23 protein-coding genes are annotated in these 22,562 nt (G+C 62.4%); 14 read left to right on the top strand and 9 right to left on the bottom strand.

Annotated features, from left to right (window positions below; translation table 11 throughout):
- Positions 1–103 precede the first annotated feature (103 nt).
- Positions 104–583: a deoxycytidylate deaminase gene (locus B5G12_RS08445; RefSeq protein ID WP_087324605.1), complete on the top strand. Its 480-nt coding sequence runs from the start codon at positions 104–106 to the stop codon at positions 581–583.
- Positions 584–683: 100 nt separating this feature from the next.
- Positions 684–1,682, top strand: a complete 999-nt coding sequence (gene argF / locus B5G12_RS08440) for an ornithine carbamoyltransferase (protein ID WP_087324604.1) — start codon at positions 684–686, stop codon at positions 1,680–1,682.
- 45 nt (positions 1,683–1,727) lie between these two features.
- Here argF and B5G12_RS08435 read toward each other — a convergent pair whose 3' ends face one another.
- Positions 1,728–2,291: a biotin transporter BioY gene (locus B5G12_RS08435; RefSeq protein WP_242955982.1), complete on the bottom strand. Its 564-nt coding sequence runs from the start codon at positions 2,289–2,291 to the stop codon at positions 1,728–1,730.
- A gap of 97 nt (positions 2,292–2,388) precedes the next feature.
- Between B5G12_RS08435 and B5G12_RS08430 the strand changes: the two genes are divergently transcribed.
- The gene (locus B5G12_RS08430; RefSeq protein WP_087324603.1) at positions 2,389–2,967 is read left to right on the top strand and encodes a hypothetical protein; all 579 of its coding nucleotides are present in this window, start codon (positions 2,389–2,391) and stop codon (positions 2,965–2,967) included.
- Positions 2,968–3,229: 262 nt separating this feature from the next.
- On the opposite strand, the gene B5G12_RS08425 is transcribed toward B5G12_RS08430, so the two are convergent.
- Positions 3,230–4,126 (bottom strand): LysR family transcriptional regulator, encoded by an 897-nt coding sequence (locus B5G12_RS08425; protein WP_087324602.1) that lies wholly within the window; start codon positions 4,124–4,126, stop codon positions 3,230–3,232.
- A gap of 140 nt (positions 4,127–4,266) precedes the next feature.
- Here B5G12_RS08425 and B5G12_RS08420 point away from each other — a divergent pair, with 140 nt between their 5' ends.
- The 6 genes from B5G12_RS08420 (at position 4,267) to B5G12_RS08395 (ending at position 10,879) form a co-directional block, all read left to right on the top strand.
- Entirely contained in the window at positions 4,267–5,664 is a 1,398-nt protein-coding gene (locus tag B5G12_RS08420) for an MATE family efflux transporter (RefSeq protein ID WP_087324601.1), read from the top strand.
- A gap of 235 nt (positions 5,665–5,899) precedes the next feature.
- Complete coding sequence (locus B5G12_RS08415; RefSeq protein WP_087232285.1) at positions 5,900–7,126, top strand: ABC transporter substrate-binding protein; 1,227 nt, start codon at positions 5,900–5,902, stop codon at positions 7,124–7,126.
- Positions 7,127–7,409: 283 nt separating this feature from the next.
- The gene (locus B5G12_RS08410; RefSeq protein WP_087232288.1) at positions 7,410–8,288 is read left to right on the top strand and encodes a branched-chain amino acid ABC transporter permease; all 879 of its coding nucleotides are present in this window, start codon (positions 7,410–7,412) and stop codon (positions 8,286–8,288) included.
- A gap of 49 nt (positions 8,289–8,337) precedes the next feature.
- Positions 8,338–9,330: a branched-chain amino acid ABC transporter permease gene (locus B5G12_RS08405; protein ID WP_087324631.1), complete on the top strand. Its 993-nt coding sequence runs from the start codon at positions 8,338–8,340 to the stop codon at positions 9,328–9,330.
- Positions 9,323–10,162 (top strand): ABC transporter ATP-binding protein, encoded by an 840-nt coding sequence (locus B5G12_RS08400; protein WP_087232291.1) that lies wholly within the window; start codon positions 9,323–9,325, stop codon positions 10,160–10,162. Before B5G12_RS08405 ends, B5G12_RS08400 begins: the two co-directional genes overlap by 8 nt.
- Positions 10,163–10,177: 15 nt before the next feature.
- Positions 10,178–10,879 (top strand): ABC transporter ATP-binding protein, encoded by a 702-nt coding sequence (locus B5G12_RS08395; RefSeq protein ID WP_343286630.1) that lies wholly within the window; start codon positions 10,178–10,180, stop codon positions 10,877–10,879.
- Between the two features lie 108 nt (positions 10,880–10,987).
- Here the strand turns inward: B5G12_RS08395 and B5G12_RS08390 are convergent, their stop codons facing one another.
- The gene (locus B5G12_RS08390) at positions 10,988–11,827 is read right to left on the bottom strand and encodes an HAD family hydrolase (RefSeq protein WP_087232297.1); all 840 of its coding nucleotides are present in this window, start codon (positions 11,825–11,827) and stop codon (positions 10,988–10,990) included.
- A gap of 20 nt (positions 11,828–11,847) precedes the next feature.
- Positions 11,848–13,215 carry a GH25 family lysozyme gene (locus B5G12_RS08385; protein WP_242955981.1) on the bottom strand — a complete coding sequence of 456 codons (1,368 nt, stop codon included), beginning with the start codon at positions 13,213–13,215 and terminating at the stop codon, positions 11,848–11,850.
- Positions 13,216–13,589: 374 nt separating this feature from the next.
- On the opposite strand from B5G12_RS08385, the gene B5G12_RS08380 reads away from it, so the two are divergent.
- The 4 genes from B5G12_RS08380 to tatC all read left to right on the top strand — a co-directional run bounded on the left by B5G12_RS08380 (position 13,590) and on the right by tatC (position 16,793).
- Positions 13,590–14,648 (top strand): PTS sugar transporter subunit IIC, encoded by a 1,059-nt coding sequence (locus B5G12_RS08380; RefSeq protein WP_087232303.1) that lies wholly within the window; start codon positions 13,590–13,592, stop codon positions 14,646–14,648.
- Positions 14,649–15,140: 492 nt separating this feature from the next.
- Positions 15,141–15,680, top strand: a complete 540-nt coding sequence (locus tag B5G12_RS08375) for a Sec-independent protein translocase subunit TatA/TatB (RefSeq protein ID WP_087324598.1) — start codon at positions 15,141–15,143, stop codon at positions 15,678–15,680.
- A 99-nt stretch (positions 15,681–15,779) separates the two neighbouring features.
- Entirely contained in the window at positions 15,780–15,983 is a 204-nt protein-coding gene (locus tag B5G12_RS08370; protein ID WP_087232308.1) for a Sec-independent protein translocase subunit TatA/TatB, read from the top strand.
- Between the two features lie 3 nt (positions 15,984–15,986).
- Positions 15,987–16,793, top strand: a complete 807-nt coding sequence (gene tatC, locus B5G12_RS08365; protein WP_087324597.1) for a twin-arginine translocase subunit TatC — start codon at positions 15,987–15,989, stop codon at positions 16,791–16,793.
- An 88-nt stretch (positions 16,794–16,881) separates the two neighbouring features.
- On the opposite strand, the gene B5G12_RS08360 is transcribed toward tatC, so the two are convergent.
- From B5G12_RS08360 to relB, 4 genes are all read right to left on the bottom strand, one after another.
- Positions 16,882–18,126, bottom strand: a complete 1,245-nt coding sequence (locus B5G12_RS08360) for an aminoacetone oxidase family FAD-binding enzyme (RefSeq protein WP_087324596.1) — start codon at positions 18,124–18,126, stop codon at positions 16,882–16,884.
- A gap of 66 nt (positions 18,127–18,192) precedes the next feature.
- A complete protein-coding gene (locus B5G12_RS08355) occupies positions 18,193–18,960 on the bottom strand; it encodes a TIGR03915 family putative DNA repair protein (protein WP_087324595.1) in 768 nt (255 codons plus the stop codon).
- On the bottom strand, positions 18,939–20,297 hold the full coding sequence (locus tag B5G12_RS08350) for a putative DNA modification/repair radical SAM protein (RefSeq protein ID WP_087324594.1): 1,359 nt from the start codon (positions 20,295–20,297) through the stop codon (positions 18,939–18,941). The genes B5G12_RS08355 and B5G12_RS08350 overlap by 22 nt, the downstream gene beginning before the upstream one ends.
- A 24-nt stretch (positions 20,298–20,321) precedes the next feature.
- The gene (relB, locus tag B5G12_RS08345) at positions 20,322–20,954 is read right to left on the bottom strand and encodes a type II toxin-antitoxin system RelB family anti-toxin (RefSeq protein WP_087324593.1); all 633 of its coding nucleotides are present in this window, start codon (positions 20,952–20,954) and stop codon (positions 20,322–20,324) included.
- 204 nt (positions 20,955–21,158) lie between these two features.
- On the opposite strand from relB, the gene B5G12_RS08340 reads away from it, so the two are divergent.
- Complete coding sequence (locus tag B5G12_RS08340) at positions 21,159–21,434, top strand: hypothetical protein (protein WP_087324592.1); 276 nt, start codon at positions 21,159–21,161, stop codon at positions 21,432–21,434.
- A gap of 456 nt (positions 21,435–21,890) precedes the next feature.
- On the opposite strand, the gene B5G12_RS08335 is transcribed toward B5G12_RS08340, so the two are convergent.
- A complete protein-coding gene (locus B5G12_RS08335; RefSeq protein WP_144064123.1) occupies positions 21,891–22,541 on the bottom strand; it encodes a hypothetical protein in 651 nt (216 codons plus the stop codon).
- Between the last annotated feature and the right edge of the window lie 21 nt (positions 22,542–22,562).

Raw genomic sequence — 22,562 nt, 5'->3', positions numbered from 1 at the left:
GGGGCCGGGGTGCGTCCGAACAGACAGGCCGCCGTTTTGCGCGGCCGGACAAAGGTTTTTAGAAAGGAGGGCCGGGGCACAAACCGCACCTGCCCCGTACCATATGAAACGCAAGGATTACATCAACTGGGACGAATACTTCATGGGCATCGCCATCCTCTCCTCGATGCGCTCCAAAGACCCCAACAGCCAGGTGGGGGCCTGCATCGTCAGCCCCGAAAACAAGATCCTGTCCCTGGGCTACAACGGGATGCCCATTGGCTGCGATGACGACCTGATGCCCTGGGAGCGGGAGGGCCAGCCCCTGGACACCAAATATATGTACGTCTGCCACGCCGAACTGAATGCCATCCTCAACAGCGCCCACAACAACCTCAAGGGGGCCCGCATCTACGTCACCCTTTTCCCCTGCAACGAATGCGCCAAGGCCATCATCCAGTCGGGCATCGCCGAGATCGTCTATTACGGGGACAAGTACCACGACAGCGACTCCAGCGTGGCGGCCCGCTTCATGCTGCAAAAGGCCGGCGTCAAGCTGACCCGCTATACGCCCAGCGGCCGCACGGTGTGCTTCACCCTCTGAGCCGCTCTTGACACCGGGGCGGCGCGCCGCTATAATGATTGCATATTTATGCAACCTCATTTCGATACACGCGTAATATATGCAGAAAGGGGAATTTCCTATGGATTTCAAAGGCCGCAGTTTTTTGAAGCTGCTGGATTACACCCCCGCCGAGATCGGCGCTTTGCTGGAGCTGGCCGCCAGTCTCAAGGCCAAAAAGAAGGCCGGCGTCCCCCATGACGGGCTGCGGGGCAAAAACATCGCCCTCATTTTCGAAAAGACGTCCACCCGCACCCGGTGCAGCTTTGAGGTCGCCGCCCACGATTTGGGGATGCAGGTGACCTATCTGGACCCCGCCGGCAGCCAGATCGGCAAAAAGGAGTCCATCGCGGACACCGCCCGGGTGCTGGGCCGGATGTTCGACGGCATCGAGTACCGGGGCTATGGCCAGGAGATCGTGGAGGAGCTGGCCCGCTGCGCCGGGGTCCCGGTGTGGAACGGCCTGACCAATGAGTTCCACCCCACCCAGATCCTGGCCGACTTCCTCACCATCCAGGAGCACTTCGGCCACCTGGCGGGGATCCGCTTCGTCTATTTCGGGGATGCCCGCTACAACATGGGCAACAGCCTGATGGTGGGCTGCGCCAAGATGGGGCTCCACTTCACCGCCTGCGCCCCCAAGAAATACTGGCCCGATCCCGCCCTGGTGGCCCAGTGCGAGGCCATCGCCGCCCAGACCGGGGCTACCCTCCGCTTTGAGGAGGATCCCGCAGCCGCCGCCCAGGGCGCCCAGGTGCTCTACACCGATGTGTGGGTCTCGATGGGCGAGCCGGTGGAAGTCTGGGCCCAGCGGATCGAGGATCTGGCGCCCTACCAGATCAACGCCCGGCTGATGGAGATCGCCGGGCCCCAGGCGGTGTTCATGCACTGTCTGCCCGCCTTCCACGACCACAAGACCACCGTGGGCCGTGAGATGGGCCAGCGTTTTGGACGGGACGCCATGGAAGTGACCGACGACGTATTCGAAGGCCCCCAGAGCATCGTCTTTGACGAGGCCGAGAACCGGATGCACACCATCAAAGCGGTGATGGCCGCGACCCTGGGCTACACCGGCGCATAAAACAAGGGCCGCAGCTTCCGGCTGCGGCCCTCTTGTGCGGCGTTTTCAGTTGTGGTGCAGCAGGCCCGCGTCCGCCAGGCGGCGGCGCAGCAGGCTGCCCGCGGCCGAGGCCAGAGCCACCTTGGCCAGGTCGAAGGGGATGAAGGGCACCACGCACACCCCCAGCGCATAGGGCAGGGTGCAGCCCATCTGGACGATGAACCAGGCGGTGCCAAAGGCGTAGCTCACGGCCACACCTGCCGCCAGACCCAGCCCCGACAGCACAGGCCGGCCCCCGGTGTGCTCCACGGCCCAGCCGCCCACCAGGGCCATGGCCAGATAGCCGATCAGGTAGCCGCCGGTGGGTCCGAACAACACAGCGGCCCCTGCGCCATACCCGGCGAACACCGGCATCCCCACGGCGCCCAGCATCAGGTAGACCGCCACGCTGGCGGCGGCCAGGCGGGCGCCCAGCAGCCAGGCAGCCAGGCCCACCACCAGGTTGGCCATAGCGATGGGGATGGGCCCGATGGGCACCGACACCGGCCCCAGCACACACATGACAGCCGCCATCAGGGCGGCAATGGTCAGCTGGGCGGCGCTCTGTTGTTTCCCGGTCAGACGTTTCATAGGCAAGGCCTCCTTTTCAGGTATGCTTCTTTCATTCCTGCGTCCCAGTATAAAAGCTGCGGGCGCCAAAGTCAACTGCTTCAGGGAGGGATGATGTATGGGCGGCGGCAAGATGACCCGTCCTGACTTTGGGCTGGGGCAGCCCGATCCGGGGCACCCCATGACCGAATTTTATACATTGCTGCTGGAAGGGCTGTCCGGCGCCGAGACGTTCGGACTGCCGGGGCTGTACGCCCGGTTTGACCCGCCGGCCTGGCCCATCGCCCCCGAGGAGGCCCGGGACTGGGTCAGCCTGTCCCCCACGCCCCGGGAAGGGTTTGTCCGGCTGCTGGACCCCGGGCGGCTGCGGGTGCTGTACGCCGAACTGCGCTGCACCCCCGCCGGGGTGCCCTCGGCCCTGATGCTCACCCAGGAGGGATCGCGCTCCACCTGCGGGGTGCGGCTGCTTCCCCCTTTCCTCTGGCCTTCGGATGAGGCGGCCCCGCCCTGGCCCGATTGTTCGATGGCCCTCACCCTGGCTCTCGGCCCCGACGCCCCCGACCTGGCCGACGCCAGCCCCCGGACCCTGGCCCGGCGCCTGATCGACCAGACCCACAGCAAAACCTGGGTCAGCCACCCGCTGCTGGACCGCTGGGTACAGGCCCAGGCCGCCCGCTGGCAGAAACTGTGGCGCTGAATCCCGGCGCATCTCCCGCTCCCGTACAGGGAGCGGTCAGCGTGTCGCAAAAGCGCCACGCTCCAGGGGGAACCCATTTCTGCGCGCAGTCGCGCGGCAGAAATTCCTTCCCCCTGGGGACAAAATTTAGCGCCGAACCGCGCACTCGGCCTTACGGCCTCGCACACTCTCAGCGCTAAATTTCCCTGTATGTGTCCCGTCCATCCGCACATGTCGGCTGGACGGGACTTTTTCACAGGGAGCGGGTTTTTCTGTATCCGGCTCAGCCCGAGGCCTCCCGCAGCATCCGCTCCATCTCGATGGCGGCCACGCTCAGCGGGCGGGTCTTGTCCTTCACCAGACTGATATACCGCTGGGGCGGCGGGTCGGCCAGCTCCAGCTGGATCACTTCCTGTTTGGCCAGGGCCTCCCGGGCAAAGTCCTCGGGCACAAAGCCCAGCCCCAGCCCATACCGCACCAGCGGCAGGATCTGGTCGGTGGTGGCCGTCTGGACGTCGGGGTGCAGCTCGGCCTCATGTTCGGCAAACAGCTGGGCGTAAAACCCGTAGGTGGAGCTGTCCGGCCCCAGGCCGATCAGGGGCAGACGGGCCAGCTGTACATAGGTAAGAGGGCTATCCAGCAGGTATGCATAGTCCGGGCCGGCCACCAGCACATCCCGGAAGGGGCGCAGCCGGCGTTCCGACAGGGGCGGCGCCACCTCCCCGCAGGAAGTACACACCACCGCCAGTTCCACCAGGCCCGAGCGCAAAGCCCCAATGGCCTGGGGGGTGGAATGGTTGGTGATCTGCAGGCGCACCCCCGGATACCGGCGCTTGAAATCCCGCAGCACCGGCAGCAGCAGCCCGTGCAGGGCCGTCTCACTGGCGCCGATGGCCACCTGGCCGCTGTGCAGGCTGCGGCGGCTGGACAGTTCGTATTCGGCGGCCTGCATCTGCTCCTGCATGATCTTCACATGGGCGAACAGCCGCTCCCCTTCCGGGGTCAGGGCCACCCCGCGGTGGCTGCGCTCGAACAGACGGCAGCCCAGTTCCTGCTCCAGCAGGTTGATGGTCCGGGTGACGTTGGGCTGACTGCCATGCAGCGCCGCTGCGGCATGGGTGAAGCTGCTGTATTTGGCCACATAATAGAAAATGCGGTAATAGTCGTAGGGCACCGGCACAGGGCGCGCCTCCTTTCATTTCAAATCCATATGGTTTGCATATAAAACATATATTTTACTTATGCCGTACAAAAAAGTATACTATCTTTCGGCATAAATTACAACAAGCGCTCTGCGGCAACTGTAAGGAGGAATCACCCGTGAACAAAGATCTCACCGTGGGCAAGCCTTCCACCGTCCTGTGGAAATTCTGCCTGCCCATGTTCGGCAGCATCGTATTCCAGCAGCTGTACAACATCGCCGACAGCCTGGTGGCAGGCAAATTCGTGGGCGAGGCGGCCCTGGCCGCCGTGGGCAACAGCTATGAGATCACCCTGATCTTCATCGCCTTCGCCTTTGGGTGCAACATCGGCTGTTCGGTGATCGTGTCCCGGTTTTTCGGGGCCCGGCAGTACGAGGACATGAAGACCGCCGTCACCACCTCCCTCATCGGCTGTGCGGTGCTCACGGCCCTTCTGATGGCGGTGGGCCTGACGGGGTGCGACGCGCTGCTGCGCCTGATCAACACCCCCGCCGAGATCATGGCGGACTCGGCTTTGTACCTGGACATCTATATCCTGGGCCTTCCCTTCATGTTCTTCTACAACGTAGCCACCGGCATCTTCTCGGCCCTGGGCGACAGCAAGACCCCCTTCCTGTTCCTGGCGGCCTCCTCCATCAGCAACATCTTCATGGATATCTTCTTTGTCACCGCCTTCCAGATGGGGGTGGCCGGCGTGGCCTGGGCCACCTTCCTGTGCCAGGGGGTCAGCTGTGTGCTGGCCCTGTGGGCGGTGGCGCGCCGGATGAAGGGCATCTCCACCCAGAGCCGCCCCGCCCTGTTCTCCTGGGGGATGCTGGGCAAGATCGCCGTCATCGCGATCCCCAGCATTTTGCAGCAGAGCTTCATCTCGGTGGGCAACATCGTCATCCAGAGCGTGGTCAACAGCTTCGGGGCCAGCGTCATCGCAGGCTACTCCGCCTCCGTCAAGCTGAACAACCTGGTCATCACCTCGTTCACCACCCTGGCCAACGGCATCTCCAACTACACCAGCCAGAACCTGGGCGCAGGCAAGCCTGAGCGGATGCGCCAGGGCTACGCCGCCGGCATCAAGCTGGTGTGGGCCCTGTGCGTCCCCCTGGCCGCGGCCTACTTCTTTGGCGGCCGGCAGCTGCTGTACCTGTTCATGGACCAGCCCACCAGCACCGCCATCGACACCGGCATCCTCTTTCTGCGGGTGGTGGCGCCCTTCTACTTCCTGGTGTCGGTCAAGCTGGTATCCGACGGCGTGCTGCGGGGCTGCGCGCTGATGGTCCAGTTCATGATCTCCACCTTTGCAGACCTCATCCTGCGGGTGGTGCTGGCCGTGACGCTGTCCGCCACCGCCCTGGGTTCCGACGGCATCTGGCTGTCCTGGCCCATCGGCTGGGCCGTGGGCACCGCCCTGTCCCTCACCTTCTGCCTCAAGGCCATCGGCCGGGCCAAAAACGCCGCCGCACAGCCCCTGCAGGAGGCGGCAGGCCCCGTTTCGGACGCCCTGGCAGAGGAGGAAGCCTGACCGCAGATCCCCTGGCAGAGGTCCTCCTCGGAAGGAAACTTATAGGTGAAATTTGTTAAAGTTCACAATAAAAAACTCTCATGCATGAAGAATGTATGTCTGGTTTGTGAATTGAATTGGTGATAGCAGTTTATTATACTATAACAAAGCAAGGGAGCTTCAATGGGAGAAGGGGCTCCCTTGCTCTTATCATTTCAGTCGATGTAAGAAGCAAGCAAGAAAGAAGGATATGAGAATGAAAAAGAGCATTTCCCGCCGTCAGTTCCTGGCTGTTGTGGGCGCTGCTGCCGCAGTGGGCGCACTGAGCGCCTGCGGTTCCTCGTCCAGCTCCACAGGCACCGCTGCATCTACCGCCACTTCGGGCGCAGCTTCTGGCTCCGCTTCGGGCGACACCATCAAGGTGGGCCTGCTGGCTCCCCTGACCGGCGATGTGTCGGTGTACGGCATTGCCGTGGCCAACGGCGCCAACCTGTACATCAAGCAGATCAATGAGGCCGGCGGCATCAACGGCAAGCAGGTGGAAGTGGTCCAGATGGACGAGCAGGGCGACGCCACCCAGGCGGTCAACTGCTTCACCCAGATGGTGGACCAGGGCATCACCGCTCTGATCGGCGACGTCACCACCACCCCCACCCTGGCTGTCGTGGCTGCCACCCAGGATTACAATATGCCTATGGTCACCGCCTCCGCCACCGCCGAGGCCGTCACCTACGACGCCGAGACCGACACGGTCTATTCCAACGTGTTCCGCACCACCTTCACCGACCCCTTCCAGGGCGTCAAGATGGGCGATTACGCCACCGATAAGCTGGGCTACACCCGCGCAGCCGTCATCTACCAGATCGGCGCCGACTACAACGAGGGCCTGGCCACCAACTTTGAGGCCGAATTCGCTGCCAACGGCGGTGAGATCGTGGCCTCCGAGACCTACTCTGCAGGCGACGTGGACTTCCGCACCCAGCTGACCACCATCCTGGCAGCCAACCCCGAAGTGGTCTACTGCCCCAACTACTACGAGGATGTGGGCCAGATCCTGGCCCAGGCCGAGAGCGTCGGCTTGACCGTCCCCTTCCTGGGCGGCGACGGCTGGGACGGCGTCACCCAGTACGCCACTGCGGACCAGCTGGCGGACTGCTACTTCTGCGCCAACTACGCCACCGGCTCCAACCCCGACTTTGAGAGCGCATACGAGGCCGAGTACGGCGAGAGCTACCCCAACGGCTTTGCGCCCCTGGGCTACGATGCTGCCATGACCGTCTGCTACGGCCTGCAGGCCGCTGAGGAAGCCGGCCTGGAGCCCGCCTCGGACGAGTACAAGCAGGCTGTCATCGATGGCATCAAGGGCGGCGAGATCGAGGGCGTCACCGGCACCTTCACCTTCGACGACCACAACGACCCCGTCAAGACCGCCGCCATCCTGTCCTTCGAGAACGGCGAGGCCGTCTTCGTGGAGCAGTATTAAGCGCCGGCCCCTGGCCTGCCCCTCCGCCGGGGCGGCCTGCACCCTGGTGGTGTGCGTTTTGGCAGGGCGTATCTGAAAAGGCCCGGGCGCTGTCCCGCTTTGCCGGGAAAGCAAACGGTCCGGCCTGTTTTAGATCCTCCCTGGTGTTTTTATTGCGGAATACTGCGGAGCAATAAAAAACGGATAGTGCGGAGACCGCTCGGACATTGGCTCAGATGCTCGGATGGTCTCCGCCTTTTATTGCACCGGCAGTGCCGATGTCAAAAAGAAAGGAACTGCTACCATGACAGTGTTTTTTAGCCAGCTGATCAACGGCCTTTCGCTGGGCAGCATCTATGCGCTGATCGCACTGGGCTACAGCATGGTGTACGGCATCATCCTGCTGCTGAACTTTGCCCATGGCGATATCATCATGGTGGGCGCGTATATGTCCTGGTTCGTCATGAACCAGCTGGGCCTCGGTCCCGTGACCGCTGTCTGCGCCTCCATCATCACCTGTACTCTGCTGGGCGTGGTGATCGAAAAGATCGCCTACACGCCTTTGCGCAATGCGCCCCGCCTGTCTTTGCTGATCACCGCCATCGGCGTGTCCTTCTTCCTGGAGTACACCGCCGAGCTGATCCTGGGCTCGGGCGCCAAGGTGATCCCCTCCTATTTCCCCAACCAGGTGTTCCAGATCGGCACCGTCAACATCAGCCTGACCACCATCCTGACGCTGGTGGTGACGGTGGTGTCCATGATCGTGCTGAGCGCCCTGGTGCAGCAGACCAAGCTGGGCAAGGCCATGCGGGCCGTCTCGGAGGACATGGACGCCGCCCGCCTGATGGGCGTCAACGTCAACAGCACCATCTCCTTCACCTTTGCGGTGGGCTCCGCCCTGGCGGGCATCGGCTCGGTGCTGTACTGCTGCAGCTATCCCCAGGCCACCCCCACCATGGGTTCCATGCTGGGCCTGAAAGCCTTTGTGGCTGCGGTGCTGGGCGGCATCGGTTCCATCCCCGGGGCCATGATCGGCGGCATCGCCATCGGCCTGTGCGAAAGCTTCGTCTCCGCCATCGGCCTGTCGGCCTGGCGGGACGCCGTCACTTTTGCGATCCTGATCATCGTGCTGCTGGTCAAACCCACCGGCCTGCTGGGCCGCAAGGTGCAGGAAAAGGTTTAAGGGGGTATCCACTGTGAGCAAAGCAAAAGCAAAATACCGCGCGCTGAAAATGCCGGTGCGCTACATCATCAACACCGTGCTGGTGGTGCTGGTGTTCCTGGGTTTGCAGCTGGTCAGCCAGAATATGCTCAGCACCTACCAGAACCAGGTGCTGCTGCTGGTGGGCATCAACGTCATCCTGGCCGTCTCGCTCAACGTGGCCACCGGCTATCTGGGGCAGCTGCCCCTGGGCCATGCCGGCTTTATGGCGGTGGGCGCCTACACCTGCGCCCTGTTCACCAAATACAGCACCCTGCCTGAGCCGGTGGCCTTTGCGACGGGCCTGGCCCTGGGCGCCGCCATGGCCTGTGTGTTCGGCATCCTGATCGGCATCCCGGCCCTGCGTCTGAGCGGCGACTACCTGGCCATCCTGACGCTGGGCTTTGGCGAGATCATCCGCATCACCCTCAACAACATCGACAACGTCCTTGGCTTTTCGCTCTTTTACGGCGCCAAGGGCCTCAAGAACATCCCCAAGTATTCCGACCTGCTGTCGGTGTTCCTGTGCGTGGTGCTCACCTGCTTTTTCATCCACACCATGCTCAAGAGCCGCCACGGCCGCGCCGTGCTGGCCATCCGCGACAACGAGATCGCAGCCGAGAGCTGCGGCATCCAGACCACCTATTACAAGGTGATGGCGTTCTCCTTCTCGGCGGCCTTTGCCGGCCTGGCCGGCGGTCTGTACGCCTGCTACATCGGCGTGCTGGACCCCGCCAACTTCGACTTTATGAAGTCCATCGAGATCCTGGTCATGGTGGTGCTGGGCGGCATGGGCTCGATGCTGGGTTCCATCCTGTCCGCCACCGTGCTGACCATCCTGCCCGAGGCCCTGCGCAGCTTTGCGGATTACCGCATGGTGCTGTATTCGGTGGTGCTGATCTTCATGATGATCTTCCGCCCGGGCGGACTGCTGGGCAGCTACGATTTCTCCCTCAGCCGCCTGATCAGCAAGGCTCTCAGTTTCAGCGGGCGCAGCGCCAAGGAGGAAACACCCCATGAGTGAATTTAAAACCAGCCTGCACAGCATTCCGTCGGGCGGCTTTTTGACCGACCGTGACAAGGACAAACGCCCCGTGCTGGATGTGCGGGGCCTGGGCATCGACTTTGGCGGCCTGACCGCTGTGGACGACTTCAACCTGATGATCGGCCGCAACGAGATCACCGGCCTGATCGGCCCCAACGGCGCGGGCAAGACCACCGTCTTCAACCTTCTGACCAACGTCTACCAGCCCAGCCGGGGTTCCATCCTGCTGGACGGCGTGCCCACCGCCGGCAAAAAGACCTTCCAGGTCAACCGGATGGGCGTGGCCCGCACCTTCCAGAACATCCGCCTGTTCAAGGATCTGACCGTCATTGACAACGTCAAGGTGGGCCTGCACCAGTCGATGAACTACCGTCTGCCCGAGGCCCTGCTGCGCCTGCCCAGCTACTGGAAGCAGGAGAAAAAGACCACCGACGAGGCCATCGAGCTGCTGAACATCTTCCATATGTCCGACCTGGCCGGCAAGCAGGCGGGCAGCCTGCCCTACGGCGCCCAGCGCCGGCTGGAGATCATCCGGGCCCTGGCCACCCGTCCCAAGCTGCTGCTACTGGACGAGCCGGCCGCCGGCATGAACCCCTCCGAGACCGCCGAGCTGATGGAAGTCATCCGCCGCATCCGGGATGAGTTCGACATTGCCATCCTGCTGATCGAGCACGACATGAATCTGGTCATGGGCATCTGCGAGGGCATTGCGGTGCTGAACTTCGGCCGGGTCATCGCCAAGGGCACCCCCGACGAGATCCGCAGCAATCCCCAGGTCATCGAGGCTTACCTGGGCAAGAAGGAGGGCTGAGCAATGGCACAGACAATGCTGAACGTGGAGGGCATCAACGTCTATTACAGCGCCATCCACGCCATCAAGGATATCTCCTTCCACGTTGACGAAGGGGAGATCGTCACCCTGATCGGCGCCAACGGCGCAGGCAAGTCCACCAACCTCAAGACCATCTCGGGGCTGCTGCATCCCAAGACCGGCACCATCACCTACAAGGGCCAGAACATCACCGGGATGCGCGCCCACAAGATCGTGCAGGCCGGCCTGGCCCAGGTGCCCGAAGGACGCCACGTCTTTCTGCACATGACGGTGGAAGAAAATCTGGAGATGGGTGGCTACACCCAGGAGCGCAGCTCCATCGCGCCTAATATGGAGAAGGTGTTCACCCTGTTCCCCCGCCTGAAGGAGCGCCGCCGCCAGATGGCCGGCACCCTGTCCGGCGGCGAGCAGCAGATGCTGGCCATGGGCCGCGCCTTGATGAGCAACGCCTCCATGCTGATGCTGGACGAGCCTTCCATGGGCCTGTCCCCCCTGCTGGTGCAGGAGATCTTCGACATCATCCAGGACGTCCACAAGCAGGGCATGACCATCCTGCTGGTGGAGCAGAACGCCCAGATGGCCCTGTCCATCGCCGACCGGGCCTATGTGCTGGAGACCGGCCGCATCGTGATGGAGGGCACCGGCTCCGAGCTTCTGACCAACGAAAAGGTCCGCACCGCCTACCTGGGCGGCTGACCCTTCCCCGCGTCATCCCGCGCGGGCGCATCCTTTCCCTTGCTTGCACTGCAAATACAACAAAAGCTCCCGCCCTTGTGGGCGGGAGCTTTTTTGCGCATCTTGTTGTCAGTGGGCGGGGGTGAAATCGCCGGGGGACACCCAGCCGCCCTGGTCCAGCACCTGGCGCATGATCTGCACCACGCCCTGGTCCCAATGGGGCGGCGCCAGGAAGGCCACCCGGGCCCGCAGGTCCTGGCTGCCGTTGGTCATCAAAAAGCCGTATTTGGCGGTGCACAGCATTTCGGCGTCGTTGTAGGTATCCCCAAAGGCCATCAGGTTGGCGCCCGTCAGCCCCAGGCTGCGGCCCAGGGCCCGCAGGGCAGCGCCCTTGTCCACGCCCCGGTTCATGATGTCCACCCAGTTGGGACCGGCCACCGCCACCGAGAACCGCTGTCCGAACAACCTGCCGTAGTGCTTGTCGTACGCTGCCTGGGAGTCCCCCCTGGGAAGGTAGATGGTGTATTTGTCGGCGGGCACATCCAGGACGGTCAGGTCGTCCACATAGGCCACACGGGTATAGAATTGGGAGAACACCCGGGCGTACTGCTGGTACTGCCGCTCCACATAGGCGGTGTCCAGCCCGCACAGCACCCCGATGTCCCCTGCTTCCCGGGTGGCGGCGGCCATCTCCCGGTAATCCGCCCCGGGCATCCGGGACTGGAAGATATCCCGGCCCCGCCAGCGGATCACCCCGCCGTTGTCCCCGATCAGGGCGATATGGCCCCGCAGGTCGGGGAACATATCCTCCAGGGTATAGAGGGGGCGGCCGCTGGCCGCGGCAAAATAGACGCCCTCCTGCTCCAGTTCCAGCACCAGCCGGGCAAAATCCTGGGGCAGGCGCCCGTTTTCGTCCAGCAGGGTGTAATCCATATCCGATGCGATGAGGCCGATGTGATCCCGCTCCATAGCATATACCTCTTTTGCGCTCAGCCCATATAGCTGATGTTCAGATCGACGCCGCTGCTGCTGACGCCGCTCAGCTTGCCGGTGCAGCTGCCCTGCCACATATCGCAGTCGATGCTGGGGGCGCTGACGCCGTAGTGCGCGTTCCAGATGCGGTAGCCCTGCAAAGCGGACAGCTCCAGATGGTTCTGGAACCAGCTGGTGGAGGCGTAGACGCCCGGCTCATAGCCGTACTTTTTCAGCTCCTCGCAGAAGGCCACCGCACAGGCGGTGCGCTCTGCCTTGGAAAGGTTGTCGGCCCGGCCGGTATGGGAGGATGTACTGTACTCGCTGTCAAAATAGACGGGATAATCCAGGCTGCGGCCGTTGAGCACATAGGCGCAGGCAAAGGCTTCTTCCCGGGCCTCGTCCTCGTTGATGGCCTGGCTGAAGATGTAAACGCCCACCTTCAGGCCCGCCGCCTTGGCCCCGGCAAAGTGGTTTTCAAACATCGAGTCCAGCACCAGCGCGCCGCTGCCATAGCCGCGGTAGCCGATGCGGATGATGGCAAAGGAAGCGCCCGCGTCCTTGACCTTATTCCAGTCCACATTCTGCTGGTAGCGGGACACGTCGATGCCAAAGGTCACGTTGTCCTGGCGGACGCCGTCGGCGTCAAAGTAATAGATCTTGTCGTCAATGGTCTGCAGGCCGGTGAGGGGCTGATGGGTGGCGGCATCGTAGTAATAGGTCTTGCCGCCCTCGGTGTGCCAGCCTGTATAGGCCGGAGCTTCCCGCTGGGGGAACAGCCAGCCAAACAGCCAGTCGAACAGCCAGGTCAGGCAGTTTTCCTCGTCCCAGTCGATGCTCTGGTTCTCCAGCATGGCGCTGAACTGGTCGGGGGTCAGGGTGATGGACCCGTTGGCGTCGGGAGTGATCGCCTCGTACCGGGCGGCCAGAGGGTCCTCGGCGGCCAGTTCAGGGGTCATCTGCTGCCAGACCGCATCGCCCATCCCGTTTTCCTCATCCAGACCGGCCTGGGGCAGGGCCGCAGGCATCTCGGTCGGGGCCGCAGGCTGCGGGGCTTCCGGCTGTTCCGGGACAGGGGTCTCGGCCTGCTCCGCTGCGGGCTGTTCCGTCCCGGCTGCGGGCTGCCGGGCCGGGGCCTCGGTCTGGGCCGGGGCTTCCGGCTGCTCCTGCTGCTCCGTCTGCTCCTGGGCGGGGCCTGCCTCGGGGAGGGGCTGCAGGACCGACTGCTTTGCCGCCAGGGCGGGGAATTTTTCTTCTTCCTGATCCACCACCCCCGGCTCCACCAGAAGGGCCGTCTGGGGTTCAAAAACAGCGGCCGCATAGCCTGCGGCGCCGGTGACCGTGAGGGTCAGAGCGATGACCGCCGCTGCCACGCATTGTCCCACGTCGCGGCTCCTTCCTGCTTTTTTTGAAAACAAGGTCGAAATCTTCCGTTTCATTCCGTCTCGCTCAGCCTCCATACATCCAGATTTGTTTTAAGTATACACCAGAATGCGCTCTGCCGTCAATCTTTCCGACAGAATGCGCTGGGGTATTTCTTGCCCCGGCAGCCCTGGCGCGCAGGCAGTCTGCCGGTCACTGTGTACAACACGCTTTGCCGGGCAGAATCATTGCACCCAATCGGGTAAAATTCTGTGCTATCTGCCAAAATAGGCCGCCGCCCTTGCTGTCTTGACACCTGTATGGTATACTGTGTGGCATCCAATGTCGGCATTTGTACGCCCCCTGCGGGGGTTTTGAGCGGAAAGGCGGTATTCAGATGGAAAATGTAAAAAATTTCTTAAAACGCAAAGACATCGTCATCACCCCCCAACGTTACCTGATCGAAGCGCTGGGCGCCATGGCCCAGGGCCTGTTTGCCAGCCTGCTGATCGGCACCATCCTCAACACCCTGGGCCAGCAGCTGGGCATCCCCATGCTGGTGACCATCGGCGGATATGCCTCGGCCATGAGCGGCCCGGCCATGGCCTGCGCCATCGGCTACGCTCTGCACGCGCCCAACTTTGTGCTGTTCAGCCTGGTGACGGTGGGCTGGGCCTCCAACGAGCTGGGCGGCGCCGGCGGGCCGCTGGCCGTGCTGCTCATCGCCATCGTGGCGGCCGAGCTGGGCAAGGCAGTGAGCAAGGAGACCAAAGTGGACCTGCTGGTCACCCCCCTGGTGACCATCTTCACCGGCGTCGGCCTGGCGCTGCTCATCGCCGCCCCCATCGGCGCGGCGGCCAACCGGGTGGGCAGCCTGATCATGTGGGCCACCGAGCAGTCCCCCTTTGTAATGGGCGTACTGGTGTCGGTCATCGTGGGCGTGGCCCTGACTCTGCCCATCTCGTCGGCGGCCATCTGCGCCGCCCTGGGCCTGACCGGCCTGGCCGGCGGCGCGGCTGTGGCCGGCTGCTGCGCCCAGATGGTGGGCTTTGCGGTGATGAGCTTCAAAGAAAACGGCGTGGGGGGGCTGGTCAGCCAGGGTCTGGGCACCAGTATGCTGCAGATGGGCAACATCGTCCGCAACCCCCGCATCTGGATCGCGCCCACACTGGCCAGCGCCATCACCGGCCCCATGGCCACCTGTCTGTTCCGCTTTGAGATGAACGGCGCCGCCGTCTCCTCGGGAATGGGGACCTGCGGCCTGGTGGGCCCCATCGGGGTGTACACCGGCTGGGTCAACGATGTGGCCGCCGGGGTCAAAGCCGGCATCACCCCCATGGACTGGGCGGCCATGGCCCTGCTGTGCCTGGTGCTGCCCGCCGTGCTCAGCGTCCTGTTCTGTGAGGCCGAGCGCCGTCTGGGCTGGATCAAAGAAGGAGATCTGAAGCTGGACTGAGGCTTCATTTGTATTCAGTACATCAATTTAAACTTTACGTATAAATCCGTGAAGGTTCTGCTTTCCGCCGTCCGGCCTTGGCGCAGGGCGGTTTTTTGCTTCCGATCCAGGAAAATCATGCTTGTTTGCGCCATTTTCAAAGGAGGCGCGCTGCCGTTTCCGCTGCCCTGTCCAAAAGGCCAAAAAGATATCACATCCTATTATTCATAAAAAATTCATAATTGCCTCATATTTCGTCTCTATTTTTTTGGTACAAAAGCAATAGAGCTCCTGCAAGGCCCCAAAAAGCAGTTTTTTGACCCAAAAAGGCAGAAATTTTATCTGTTAGCCGGGTAAAACATCTGGTCAACCGCAGCGGAATATGGTATACTTGCCCTGTCCGCAATTTGGCCGGGGCACAACTGCCCGCTGCGGCACAGGCGGAGCGTCCAATATGCAGTCATAGCAGCCGGTTCTGGCCGGCCAGGAGACGGAAAGGAATCGTGTAAACCCATGAAGATCGGAATTACCGAGCTGATCCTCGTTGTGATCGTGGCGTTCGTGTTCATCGGGCCCAGCCAGCTGCCCGAATACGCGCGCAAGCTGGGCAAGATGCTGCGTGAGCTGCGCCAGTACACCAGCACCGCATCCAAAGACATCCAGGAGAACATCGTCGAGCCCCTCAACGAGATCCAGCAGCCCATCAAGGAGGCCATCTCGCCCCTGACGGACATCAAGAAGGACTTTGACAACAGTGTCAAGGATGTGACCAAGAGCTTTGCCGGCATCGGCAAGACCAGCAAGGAAGAGGCCGAGGCCAAGGCGTCCGCCGCCGAGGAGCCTGTGGAGGAGCTGGAGGAACTGAGCGAGGAGGCCCCTGCCGCCCCCGCTGCAGCGCCCGCCGCAGCCGCCGCGGCTCCCGCCGAGGAAGCAGCCCAGCCGGCCGAGGCCGCAGCCCCCGCCGAGGAAGCAGCGCCTGAAGAGCCTGCCGCCCCCAAGGCTGAAGCCGCCGCCCCCAAGGCCGATGCAGAACAGACCGCCCAGACGGTCTGACGGACCCCCAACCATGCAGCAAGCCGCCCGCGCGGCTGTGTAGATCAAGTCAAGTAAAGACGGGCCCGAAGCCCGGCAATGTAAAAGGAGTAACAAATTATGCGTATCGGACCTACTGAATTGTTGATGATCCTCATCGTTGTCCTGATCATCTTTGGACCCAAGAACCTGCCCAAGCTGGGCAAGATGTTCGGCAAGACCATGAAGGGCTTCAAGGAAGGCATTGAGGACGAGGACGACACAGAGCCCAAGACCAGCAGCGCTGAGACCAAGACCGACAGCAGCAAGAGCAACGAGGAGTAATTTGTGGCCACACTATTTAAGCACAGAAAAGGCGCTGAGGCGATGGGCCCCGACGGCAGCATGACGCTGGGCGGCCACCTGAAAGAACTGCGCAACCGCGTGGTATTCTGTGCGGTGTTGTACGCTGTGGCCTTTCTTGGTTTCCTGGCCGTTGCCGACCAGCTGATCAACGTCCTGACAGCCATGGCGTCGGGGTCGTTCGAGTTCATCTCCATCGATCCTCAGGAAAAGCTGATCCAGTATTTCCGGGTGGCCCTGATCGCCGCGCTGATCGTCGATATCCCCTTCATCGCCTATCATATTTATGCCTTTGCAAAGCCGGGCCTGAAAAAGACGGAGAGCTTCTTCTTCGGCCTGGTGCTGGTGATGGGCCTGGGCCTGTTCGTTGTAGGTGTACTGTTCGCCTACTTCGTCTCCCTGCCCTTCATGCTCAACTTCATGGCGAGCCTGGAAGGCGCCGACTACATCGTCCAGACCACCAGTATCGCCAGCTATGTCAGCTTCTGTATCACCATCTTCCTGATCTTCGGCGCCGTCTTTGAGATGCCGCTGGTGGTGGTGGTCCTGTCCCGGATGGGCATTGTCAGCCCCTCTCTGATGAAGAGCGCCCGGGGCGTCATGGTCGTTCTGATCTTCTTTGTGGCGGCCGTCATCACCCCGCCCGACGTTGTCTCCCAGACCATGGTGGCTCTGCCCATGTGCCTGCTGTACATCATCAGTACCTTCCTGTGCAAGATCTTCTACAAGAAGCATCAGGATGCCATGGAGGACGACGAGGACGAAGACGAGGAGGACGAGGAAGAAGCCTGAGCCTTCCCAGCCCGCAAGCGAATACATGAAAAAGCCCTGTCAGGAGCGGCTGCGGCCGCCGGTCTGACCGGGCTTTTTTGTTGTCCTTTTATCGTTTCCGGGCCTGCCGGGCGGCAGCACGGCCCGCCACCAATCCGGAGCCAAAGGCCCAGTGCAGGTTGAAACCGCCACAGCTGCCCGCGCAGTCCAGCGTCTCCCCCACAAAGTAAAGCCCTGGGCACCCCTTGAACTGGAAATCCGGCTCCAGCTCCTCCAGCGACAGGCCGCCCCCGGTGGTCTGGGCCTGCTTCCATCCGCAGGGGGCAGGGTCCTCAAAGCGCCAGCCCTTGCAGACCTCCGCCAGGGCCTGCCAGCCCCGGGCATCCACCTGGGCGGGGGCGCGGCCTGTCAGCCCTGCCGCAGCCCAGAGGGCGGCGCCCAGCCGCCCATCCAGCAGGCCCTGCCAAAAGGCCTGGCTGTCAGGCAGATGACCCGCCCTGCGGGCAAATGCGGTAATAAGTTCACGCGTTTCTACAGTTGGGAATAAGTCCAGCGCCACAGCGGGCTTTTTGGGGCCTCGTTCGGGGGCCAGCAGCCCCGACAGCTGCATGACGCAGATGCCCGACAGCCCGTAGTTAGTGAACTGGATCTCCCCTTCCTCCCGGGCCAGGGACCGTCCATTCTCCAGCAGGGTGACGACGCCCCGGGCGCGAAGCCCTGACAGTCTCTGCATCAGGGCCGGGTCGCCGCAGCGCAGAGGGGTCAGACAGGGGTACAGAGGCTCGACCCGGCCGCCGCACCGGCCCGCCAGGGCGGGTCCAAAACCGCCGGTCCCAAACTGTGGCCCGGCGCTGCCGCCCAGCGCACAGATCACCCGTCCGGCCGTCAGCAGCTGCTTTTGGCCTGCCGCCTCCACACGGACGGCATAGCCGCCCCCCTTCTGCCCCAGTTCCAGCACCCGGGCAGCGCGCCGGTCCACACCCAGGGCATCCAGCCAGCGCACCAGCAGGCCGGTGAGATCGGCGGCCTGGTTGGAGTAGGGGTACAGTCTGCCGGTCTCGTCCGCACGGGACACCAGGCCCAGCTCCTGCCACCAGGCAGACAGCCCGGCCCCGTCGATGGAGGCCAGCAGCTTTTGGAGCGCGGCGGGGGCTGCGGTGAAGTACCGCGCCGGATCGCTGCTGGCAGCGTTGTCGAAATTGCAGCGGCCATTGCCGGTGGCCAGCAGCTTTTTGCCGGGGGCGGCGTTCTGCTCCACCAGGGTGACTTTCGCCCCGGGCCCGCCGGTCTGGGCCGCAGCGATGGCGGCCGCCAGCCCCGAAGCACCCCCGCCCAGCACCAGGATCTCTCTCATCTTTTCCCCTCCTGTATCTATGGTACAGGGCAAGTATACCATACCGCGGCGGCCGGCGCAAAGGGGTCAGCGCGGATCCCGCAGTTCGGTCATATCGGCCCAGAACCGTTTGGGGCAGTGGGTGCGCCGGCAGCGCTCGTTCCGCCGCTGGTCGATGGCCAGCGTGTCATAAAATCGTTTCCACAGCCGCTGGTAATCGCTTTCCTTCTGGCTGGGCCGGGGCAGGTCCAGCGGGGCGCTCAGCCTGAGGATGCGGGCCTGGCCCTGCTGGTGCACCAGCGCTTCCCGGTGGACCGCGTCGTAGATCAGGAAGGCTTCCTCGGGCATCCGGCTGCAAAAATGGCGGCCCAGCAGGGGCAGCACATGGTTTTTGGGGTGGATCACTGCGCCCAGCATCCCGCCGCTTTCCTCAAAGCGGACAAAGCCCTGCCATTTTTCCACTTCCCACAGCACCTGGCGGGACAGACGGCAGGCATCGGCCACCTCAGGACGGCCCAGCTGATGGAGCGCCCCCGGCCCGGCCCCGAACCCATAGTGCAAAAAGCGGAGCAGGATCAACTCTTTGTCCTCCTGCCCCGACAAAAAGCCCACCTCCACTGTCTGGCCGGCAGACAGCTTGGACCGCACCGCCCGACGCACCCGGGCTGCCCGGTCGGGGGCGGTGGGGATCTGCCGCACCGGACAGAGGGCGGGCTGCTCGTCCTCGGGCGCCCAGATGGCAAAGGGGATCTCGCGGCGGACAAAGCTCTCAAACACGCAGCTGTAAAAGCCCGCCAGGGTGCCGTCGTAGCCGTAGATCAGGTCGGCCTGCCTCACAGGGCTTTTGCCAGACATCGGACTGCCTCCTCCTGTACAAGACGGCCGGCCAGGCGGGGCTGCATCCCACCGGCGGCCAGCTGCTGGACGGCGGGGGCGCTGAACAGGCTCAGCTGTTCACATCCCCCATTGAACACCTGAGGGTCCACCAGAGCCTGGGCGATCTGCCGGCGCCGCTGGCTGCCGCAGCCACCTCTGGCCCCGGTAAACCCTCTGCATACGATAAAATATTGGGCGCGCTTGAGCACCACGCCCATCCGCTTGAGCTCGTCCAGACCAAGCGCGCTCTGGCGGCGGGCAGTGCGGATGCGCTGGGCGCTCTTGACCCCGATGCCGGGCACCCGCAGCAGCATCTTATAGGGGGCGCGGTTGACGTCCACCGGAAACTGCTCCAGATGGCGCAGGGCCCAGCCGCACTTAGGGTCCAGGTAGGGGCTGAAATTGGGGCTGCCTTCGTCCAGGATCTCCTCCGCCCGGAAGTGATAGAACCGTAGCAGCCAGTCGGCCTGGTACAGCCGGTGTTCCCGCAGCAAGGGGGGCTTGGTCTCCAGGGCGGGCAGACGGCTGTCCTCCGCCACCGGGATGTAGGCCGAGAAAAACACCCGTTTGAGGTTGTATTTCCGGTACAGGCCCTGGGTCAGCCGCAGGATCTGGTAGTCGCTCTCGGGGGTGGCCCCCACGATCATCTGGGTGCTCTGGCCCGCAGGGGCAAAGGCGGGCGCATGGCGATAGAGCGCCACCTCCTGACGGCTGGCAGCGGCAGCGGCGGCGATCTGACCCATAGGGCGCAGGATCGAAGACCGGCCCTTGTCGGGGGCCAGCCGTTTCAGACTGCCCTCGCTGGGCAGCTCGATGTTGACGCTGAGACGGTCGGCCAGACATCCCAGCTGGGCGATCAGCTCGGGGCTGGCACCCGGGATGGCCTTGGCATGGATATAGCCATTGAAATGGTAGCGATGCCGCAGCAGACGCAGCACCTCCAGCATCCGCTCGGTGGTGTAGTCGGGGGTGCCCACCACGGCGCTGGACAGGAACAGCCCCTCGATATAATTGCGGCGGTAGAATTCGATGGTCAGGTTGGCCAGCTCCCTCGGGGTGAAGGTCGCCCGGGGCAGATCGTTGCTGCGCCGGTTGACGCAGTAGGCACAGTCGAAGGCACAGCAGTTGCTCATCAGCACCTTCAGCAGACTGATGCAGCGCCCGTCGGCGGTAAAGCTGTGGCAGCATCCGGGCGCATAGCAGCTGCCCAAATGTCCGGCCCGGCCCCCGCGGCCCGACCCGCTGGAGGTGCAGGCCACGTCATATTTCGCACTGTCGGCCAATATGGTCAGCTTTTCCATCACCGACTGTTCCATCCCAAAATGCCCTCCCGGAGGCGCTCACCACTTGGTCTTGGTCTCCACCACGCGCCCCGCGATGTGGAGCCGGTTCAGGTCCTCGCCTTTGATGACCAGCTCGCTGTAATTGGGGTTGAACGGCTGGAGCACCACGCTGTTTCCCCGCTGGATATAACGCTTGAGGGTGCCTTCACCCTCATCGCCATAAATGATGACCCCCAGGTCCCCGCTCTCCAGGGTATCCTGACGGTGGACCAGGGCCAGATCGCCGTCCTGGATGCGGGGTTCCATGCTATCTCCCCGCACCACCAGATAAAAGTAATTGGACGGGTCCTTGACCCGCGCGTATTCTTTCCCGTAGTCCTCTTCAAAGGCCAGCGCGCCATAGCCAGCCTTGACGGTGCCGATCACCGGGATCAGGCTCTCGGCATAGCCGCCAAAAAAGCGGCTCTCGGTCTCGGTCAAATCGGCGGTGGGGCGGTACAGCCCCAGCAGATAGTCCGCTGTGGTGCCCAGGATCTCCGCGATCTGCGCCACCGTGGCCGGGTCGGGAGAGGATTTGCCGCTCTCCCACTTGCCTACGGCCTGCTGGGTGACCCCCAGGCGGTTGGCCAGCTCGGCCTGGCTGATGCCATGCTGCTTGCGGCACTGCTTCAACAGCTCAGAAAATGACATATCGGAACGCCCCTTTACAACCGGTTTTTGTTATTTCCATTATACAACCAAAAAGTGTTTCTGTAAAGTGCATTTCATCGAAAACGAGAAAAAAAGTTGTATTTCCTCTTGACATCCACCAAAGTTTGGTTTATCATGGAGGCAAGCAAACAACCTGCGGTTGTCTTTTCGGTTGTGAAACCACCTGGAGGAGGTCCCAACGATATGAAGTGCCTGTTTTGGAAATCCCTCGTTCTGACCATTGGTCTGGGCATGATGCTGGCCCTGGGCGCTTTTGCGGAAGGCAGCATTTCTTTGCCTTTGGCTTGTGCTCTCTGTTACGGAGGGGTGCAGGCCATCCGTGCGGCATGGGCCATGGAGCAGCGTGCAGAACATTCCGCCCGCCGCCCGGCGTCGGCCCGCCCCAAAGCCAGACAGCCAGTCCAGCCGGCCCCCCGCTCCGCCACTGGCAGCCAGGACCCTTTGCAGGCGGCTTCTTAATAAAACGCCCCGCCTCTCTCCGGCTTGGCCGGAAAGGGGCGGGGTTTGTGTTTTTACCTGCTTCCAGGAGAAACAGAATTTTGGGACAGGGCAAAACAGCCCATCAGCTTGTATACATCTACCATGATACAGATTTTCCCGCATTTTGCAAGCCATTCCTGTGTCCCAGGCCAAAGTTTGTGCAGAGCACCAAATATCGTCCGCAAATTTTAGTCAGAGTGCAAAAACAATGCGGGGGCCGGCCGTATGGCCAGCCCCCGCAGAGGGACCCTATCTTTCGTGACGCAAAAGTTCTTTTGTTTTGGTGCGATCAACAACAGAAGGAATATTGGCTCTATTCCTCTTTGCCGCCACATCGGATGGGTGTTTTACCCGAGCGCGCAGGTGGTCTCTGGCACCTGCTCGCCCCTTATATCATCTCCCGGTATGGTGCCCTGGGGGTGTTATAAGTAAAGTTTAGACCTCAGTTGCAGTCTGGGTGATAGCCACAGCAACAATCTTCAGGTTCTGCTCGATACCAGTATTAATTGTACGGCTCACATCAGCAACGCTTGCGGAAATGCTATAATCATATTCATACCTAACGCCACTGTTCACACCATTAGCAGGCAGCTTACCTGCAACATCCATATCAACCTTGTTAGCAACCCAAGCAAGAGCGCCACTGTCACTATGGCCACCAACCAAGTAAACCTTAACAACGGTCTTATCGCCCTTAGTATCCACAAAAGTCTCGTCAAAACGAGTGTCTGCTTTCAAAGCATATGCCACTTCGCTCAGCATAGGGCCAGCGGTGAACTGATCTACGTAAGGATCGGCATCATTAGCGATAGCCTTAGCATACCAGTAATCAAAGTCAGCTTTATTCCAATAAGTCGCAGTAGTATCACTCAAAGCCTGATCCAAAGTGGAGTTAGCCGCAGCAGATGTAATCAGCAGGCGGGTATTGGCATCCAATGCATCATACACAGCAGAAGAAGCAGTGCTAACTTCCGGAGTTTCAGGATTGGTAGGATTGCTGGAAGAAGGGTTGTCCTTGCAGCCAGCCAGCATGCTGACGGCCATGATGCCGGCCAGCGCCAGAGAAGCAATCTTCTTGAGTTTCATAATGAATTTTTCCTCCTTATG

The organism is Faecalibacterium sp. An58 (assembly GCF_002161515.1).
Taxonomy (GTDB): Bacteria; Bacillota; Clostridia; order Oscillospirales; family Ruminococcaceae; genus Faecalibacterium; species Faecalibacterium avium.
This window is presented reverse-complemented; position numbering and strand designations above follow the sequence as displayed.

What these genes read in the sequence shown, in the direction of transcription:
- B5G12_RS08445 (WP_087324605.1), top strand. Translation starts at nt 104, where the DNA reads ATGAAACGCAAGGATTACATCAACTGGGACGAATACTTCATGGGCATC.
- argF (WP_087324604.1), top strand. Translation starts at nt 684, where the DNA reads ATGGATTTCAAAGGCCGCAGTTTTTTGAAGCTGCTGGATTACACCCCC.
- B5G12_RS08435 (WP_242955982.1), bottom strand. Translation starts at nt 2,291, where the DNA reads ATGAAACGTCTGACCGGGAAACAACAGAGCGCCGCCCAGCTGACCATT.
- B5G12_RS08430 (WP_087324603.1), top strand. Translation starts at nt 2,389, where the DNA reads ATGGGCGGCGGCAAGATGACCCGTCCTGACTTTGGGCTGGGGCAGCCC.
- B5G12_RS08415 (WP_087232285.1), top strand. Translation starts at nt 5,900, where the DNA reads ATGAAAAAGAGCATTTCCCGCCGTCAGTTCCTGGCTGTTGTGGGCGCT.
- B5G12_RS08410 (WP_087232288.1), top strand. Translation starts at nt 7,410, where the DNA reads ATGACAGTGTTTTTTAGCCAGCTGATCAACGGCCTTTCGCTGGGCAGC.
- B5G12_RS08405 (WP_087324631.1), top strand. Translation starts at nt 8,338, where the DNA reads ATGCCGGTGCGCTACATCATCAACACCGTGCTGGTGGTGCTGGTGTTC.
- B5G12_RS08400 (WP_087232291.1), top strand. Translation starts at nt 9,323, where the DNA reads ATGAGTGAATTTAAAACCAGCCTGCACAGCATTCCGTCGGGCGGCTTT.
- B5G12_RS08395 (WP_343286630.1), top strand. Translation starts at nt 10,178, where the DNA reads ATGCTGAACGTGGAGGGCATCAACGTCTATTACAGCGCCATCCACGCC.
- B5G12_RS08390 (WP_087232297.1), bottom strand. Translation starts at nt 11,827, where the DNA reads ATGGAGCGGGATCACATCGGCCTCATCGCATCGGATATGGATTACACC.
- B5G12_RS08380 (WP_087232303.1), top strand. Translation starts at nt 13,590, where the DNA reads ATGGAAAATGTAAAAAATTTCTTAAAACGCAAAGACATCGTCATCACC.
- B5G12_RS08375 (WP_087324598.1), top strand. Translation starts at nt 15,141, where the DNA reads ATGAAGATCGGAATTACCGAGCTGATCCTCGTTGTGATCGTGGCGTTC.
- B5G12_RS08370 (WP_087232308.1), top strand. Translation starts at nt 15,780, where the DNA reads ATGCGTATCGGACCTACTGAATTGTTGATGATCCTCATCGTTGTCCTG.
- B5G12_RS08360 (WP_087324596.1), bottom strand. Translation starts at nt 18,126, where the DNA reads ATGAGAGAGATCCTGGTGCTGGGCGGGGGTGCTTCGGGGCTGGCGGCC.
- B5G12_RS08355 (WP_087324595.1), bottom strand. Translation starts at nt 18,960, where the DNA reads ATGTCTGGCAAAAGCCCTGTGAGGCAGGCCGACCTGATCTACGGCTAC.
- B5G12_RS08350 (WP_087324594.1), bottom strand. Translation starts at nt 20,297, where the DNA reads ATGGAACAGTCGGTGATGGAAAAGCTGACCATATTGGCCGACAGTGCG.
- relB (WP_087324593.1), bottom strand. Translation starts at nt 20,954, where the DNA reads ATGTCATTTTCTGAGCTGTTGAAGCAGTGCCGCAAGCAGCATGGCATC.
- B5G12_RS08340 (WP_087324592.1), top strand. Translation starts at nt 21,159, where the DNA reads ATGAAGTGCCTGTTTTGGAAATCCCTCGTTCTGACCATTGGTCTGGGC.
- B5G12_RS08335 (WP_144064123.1), bottom strand. Translation starts at nt 22,541, where the DNA reads ATGAAACTCAAGAAGATTGCTTCTCTGGCGCTGGCCGGCATCATGGCC.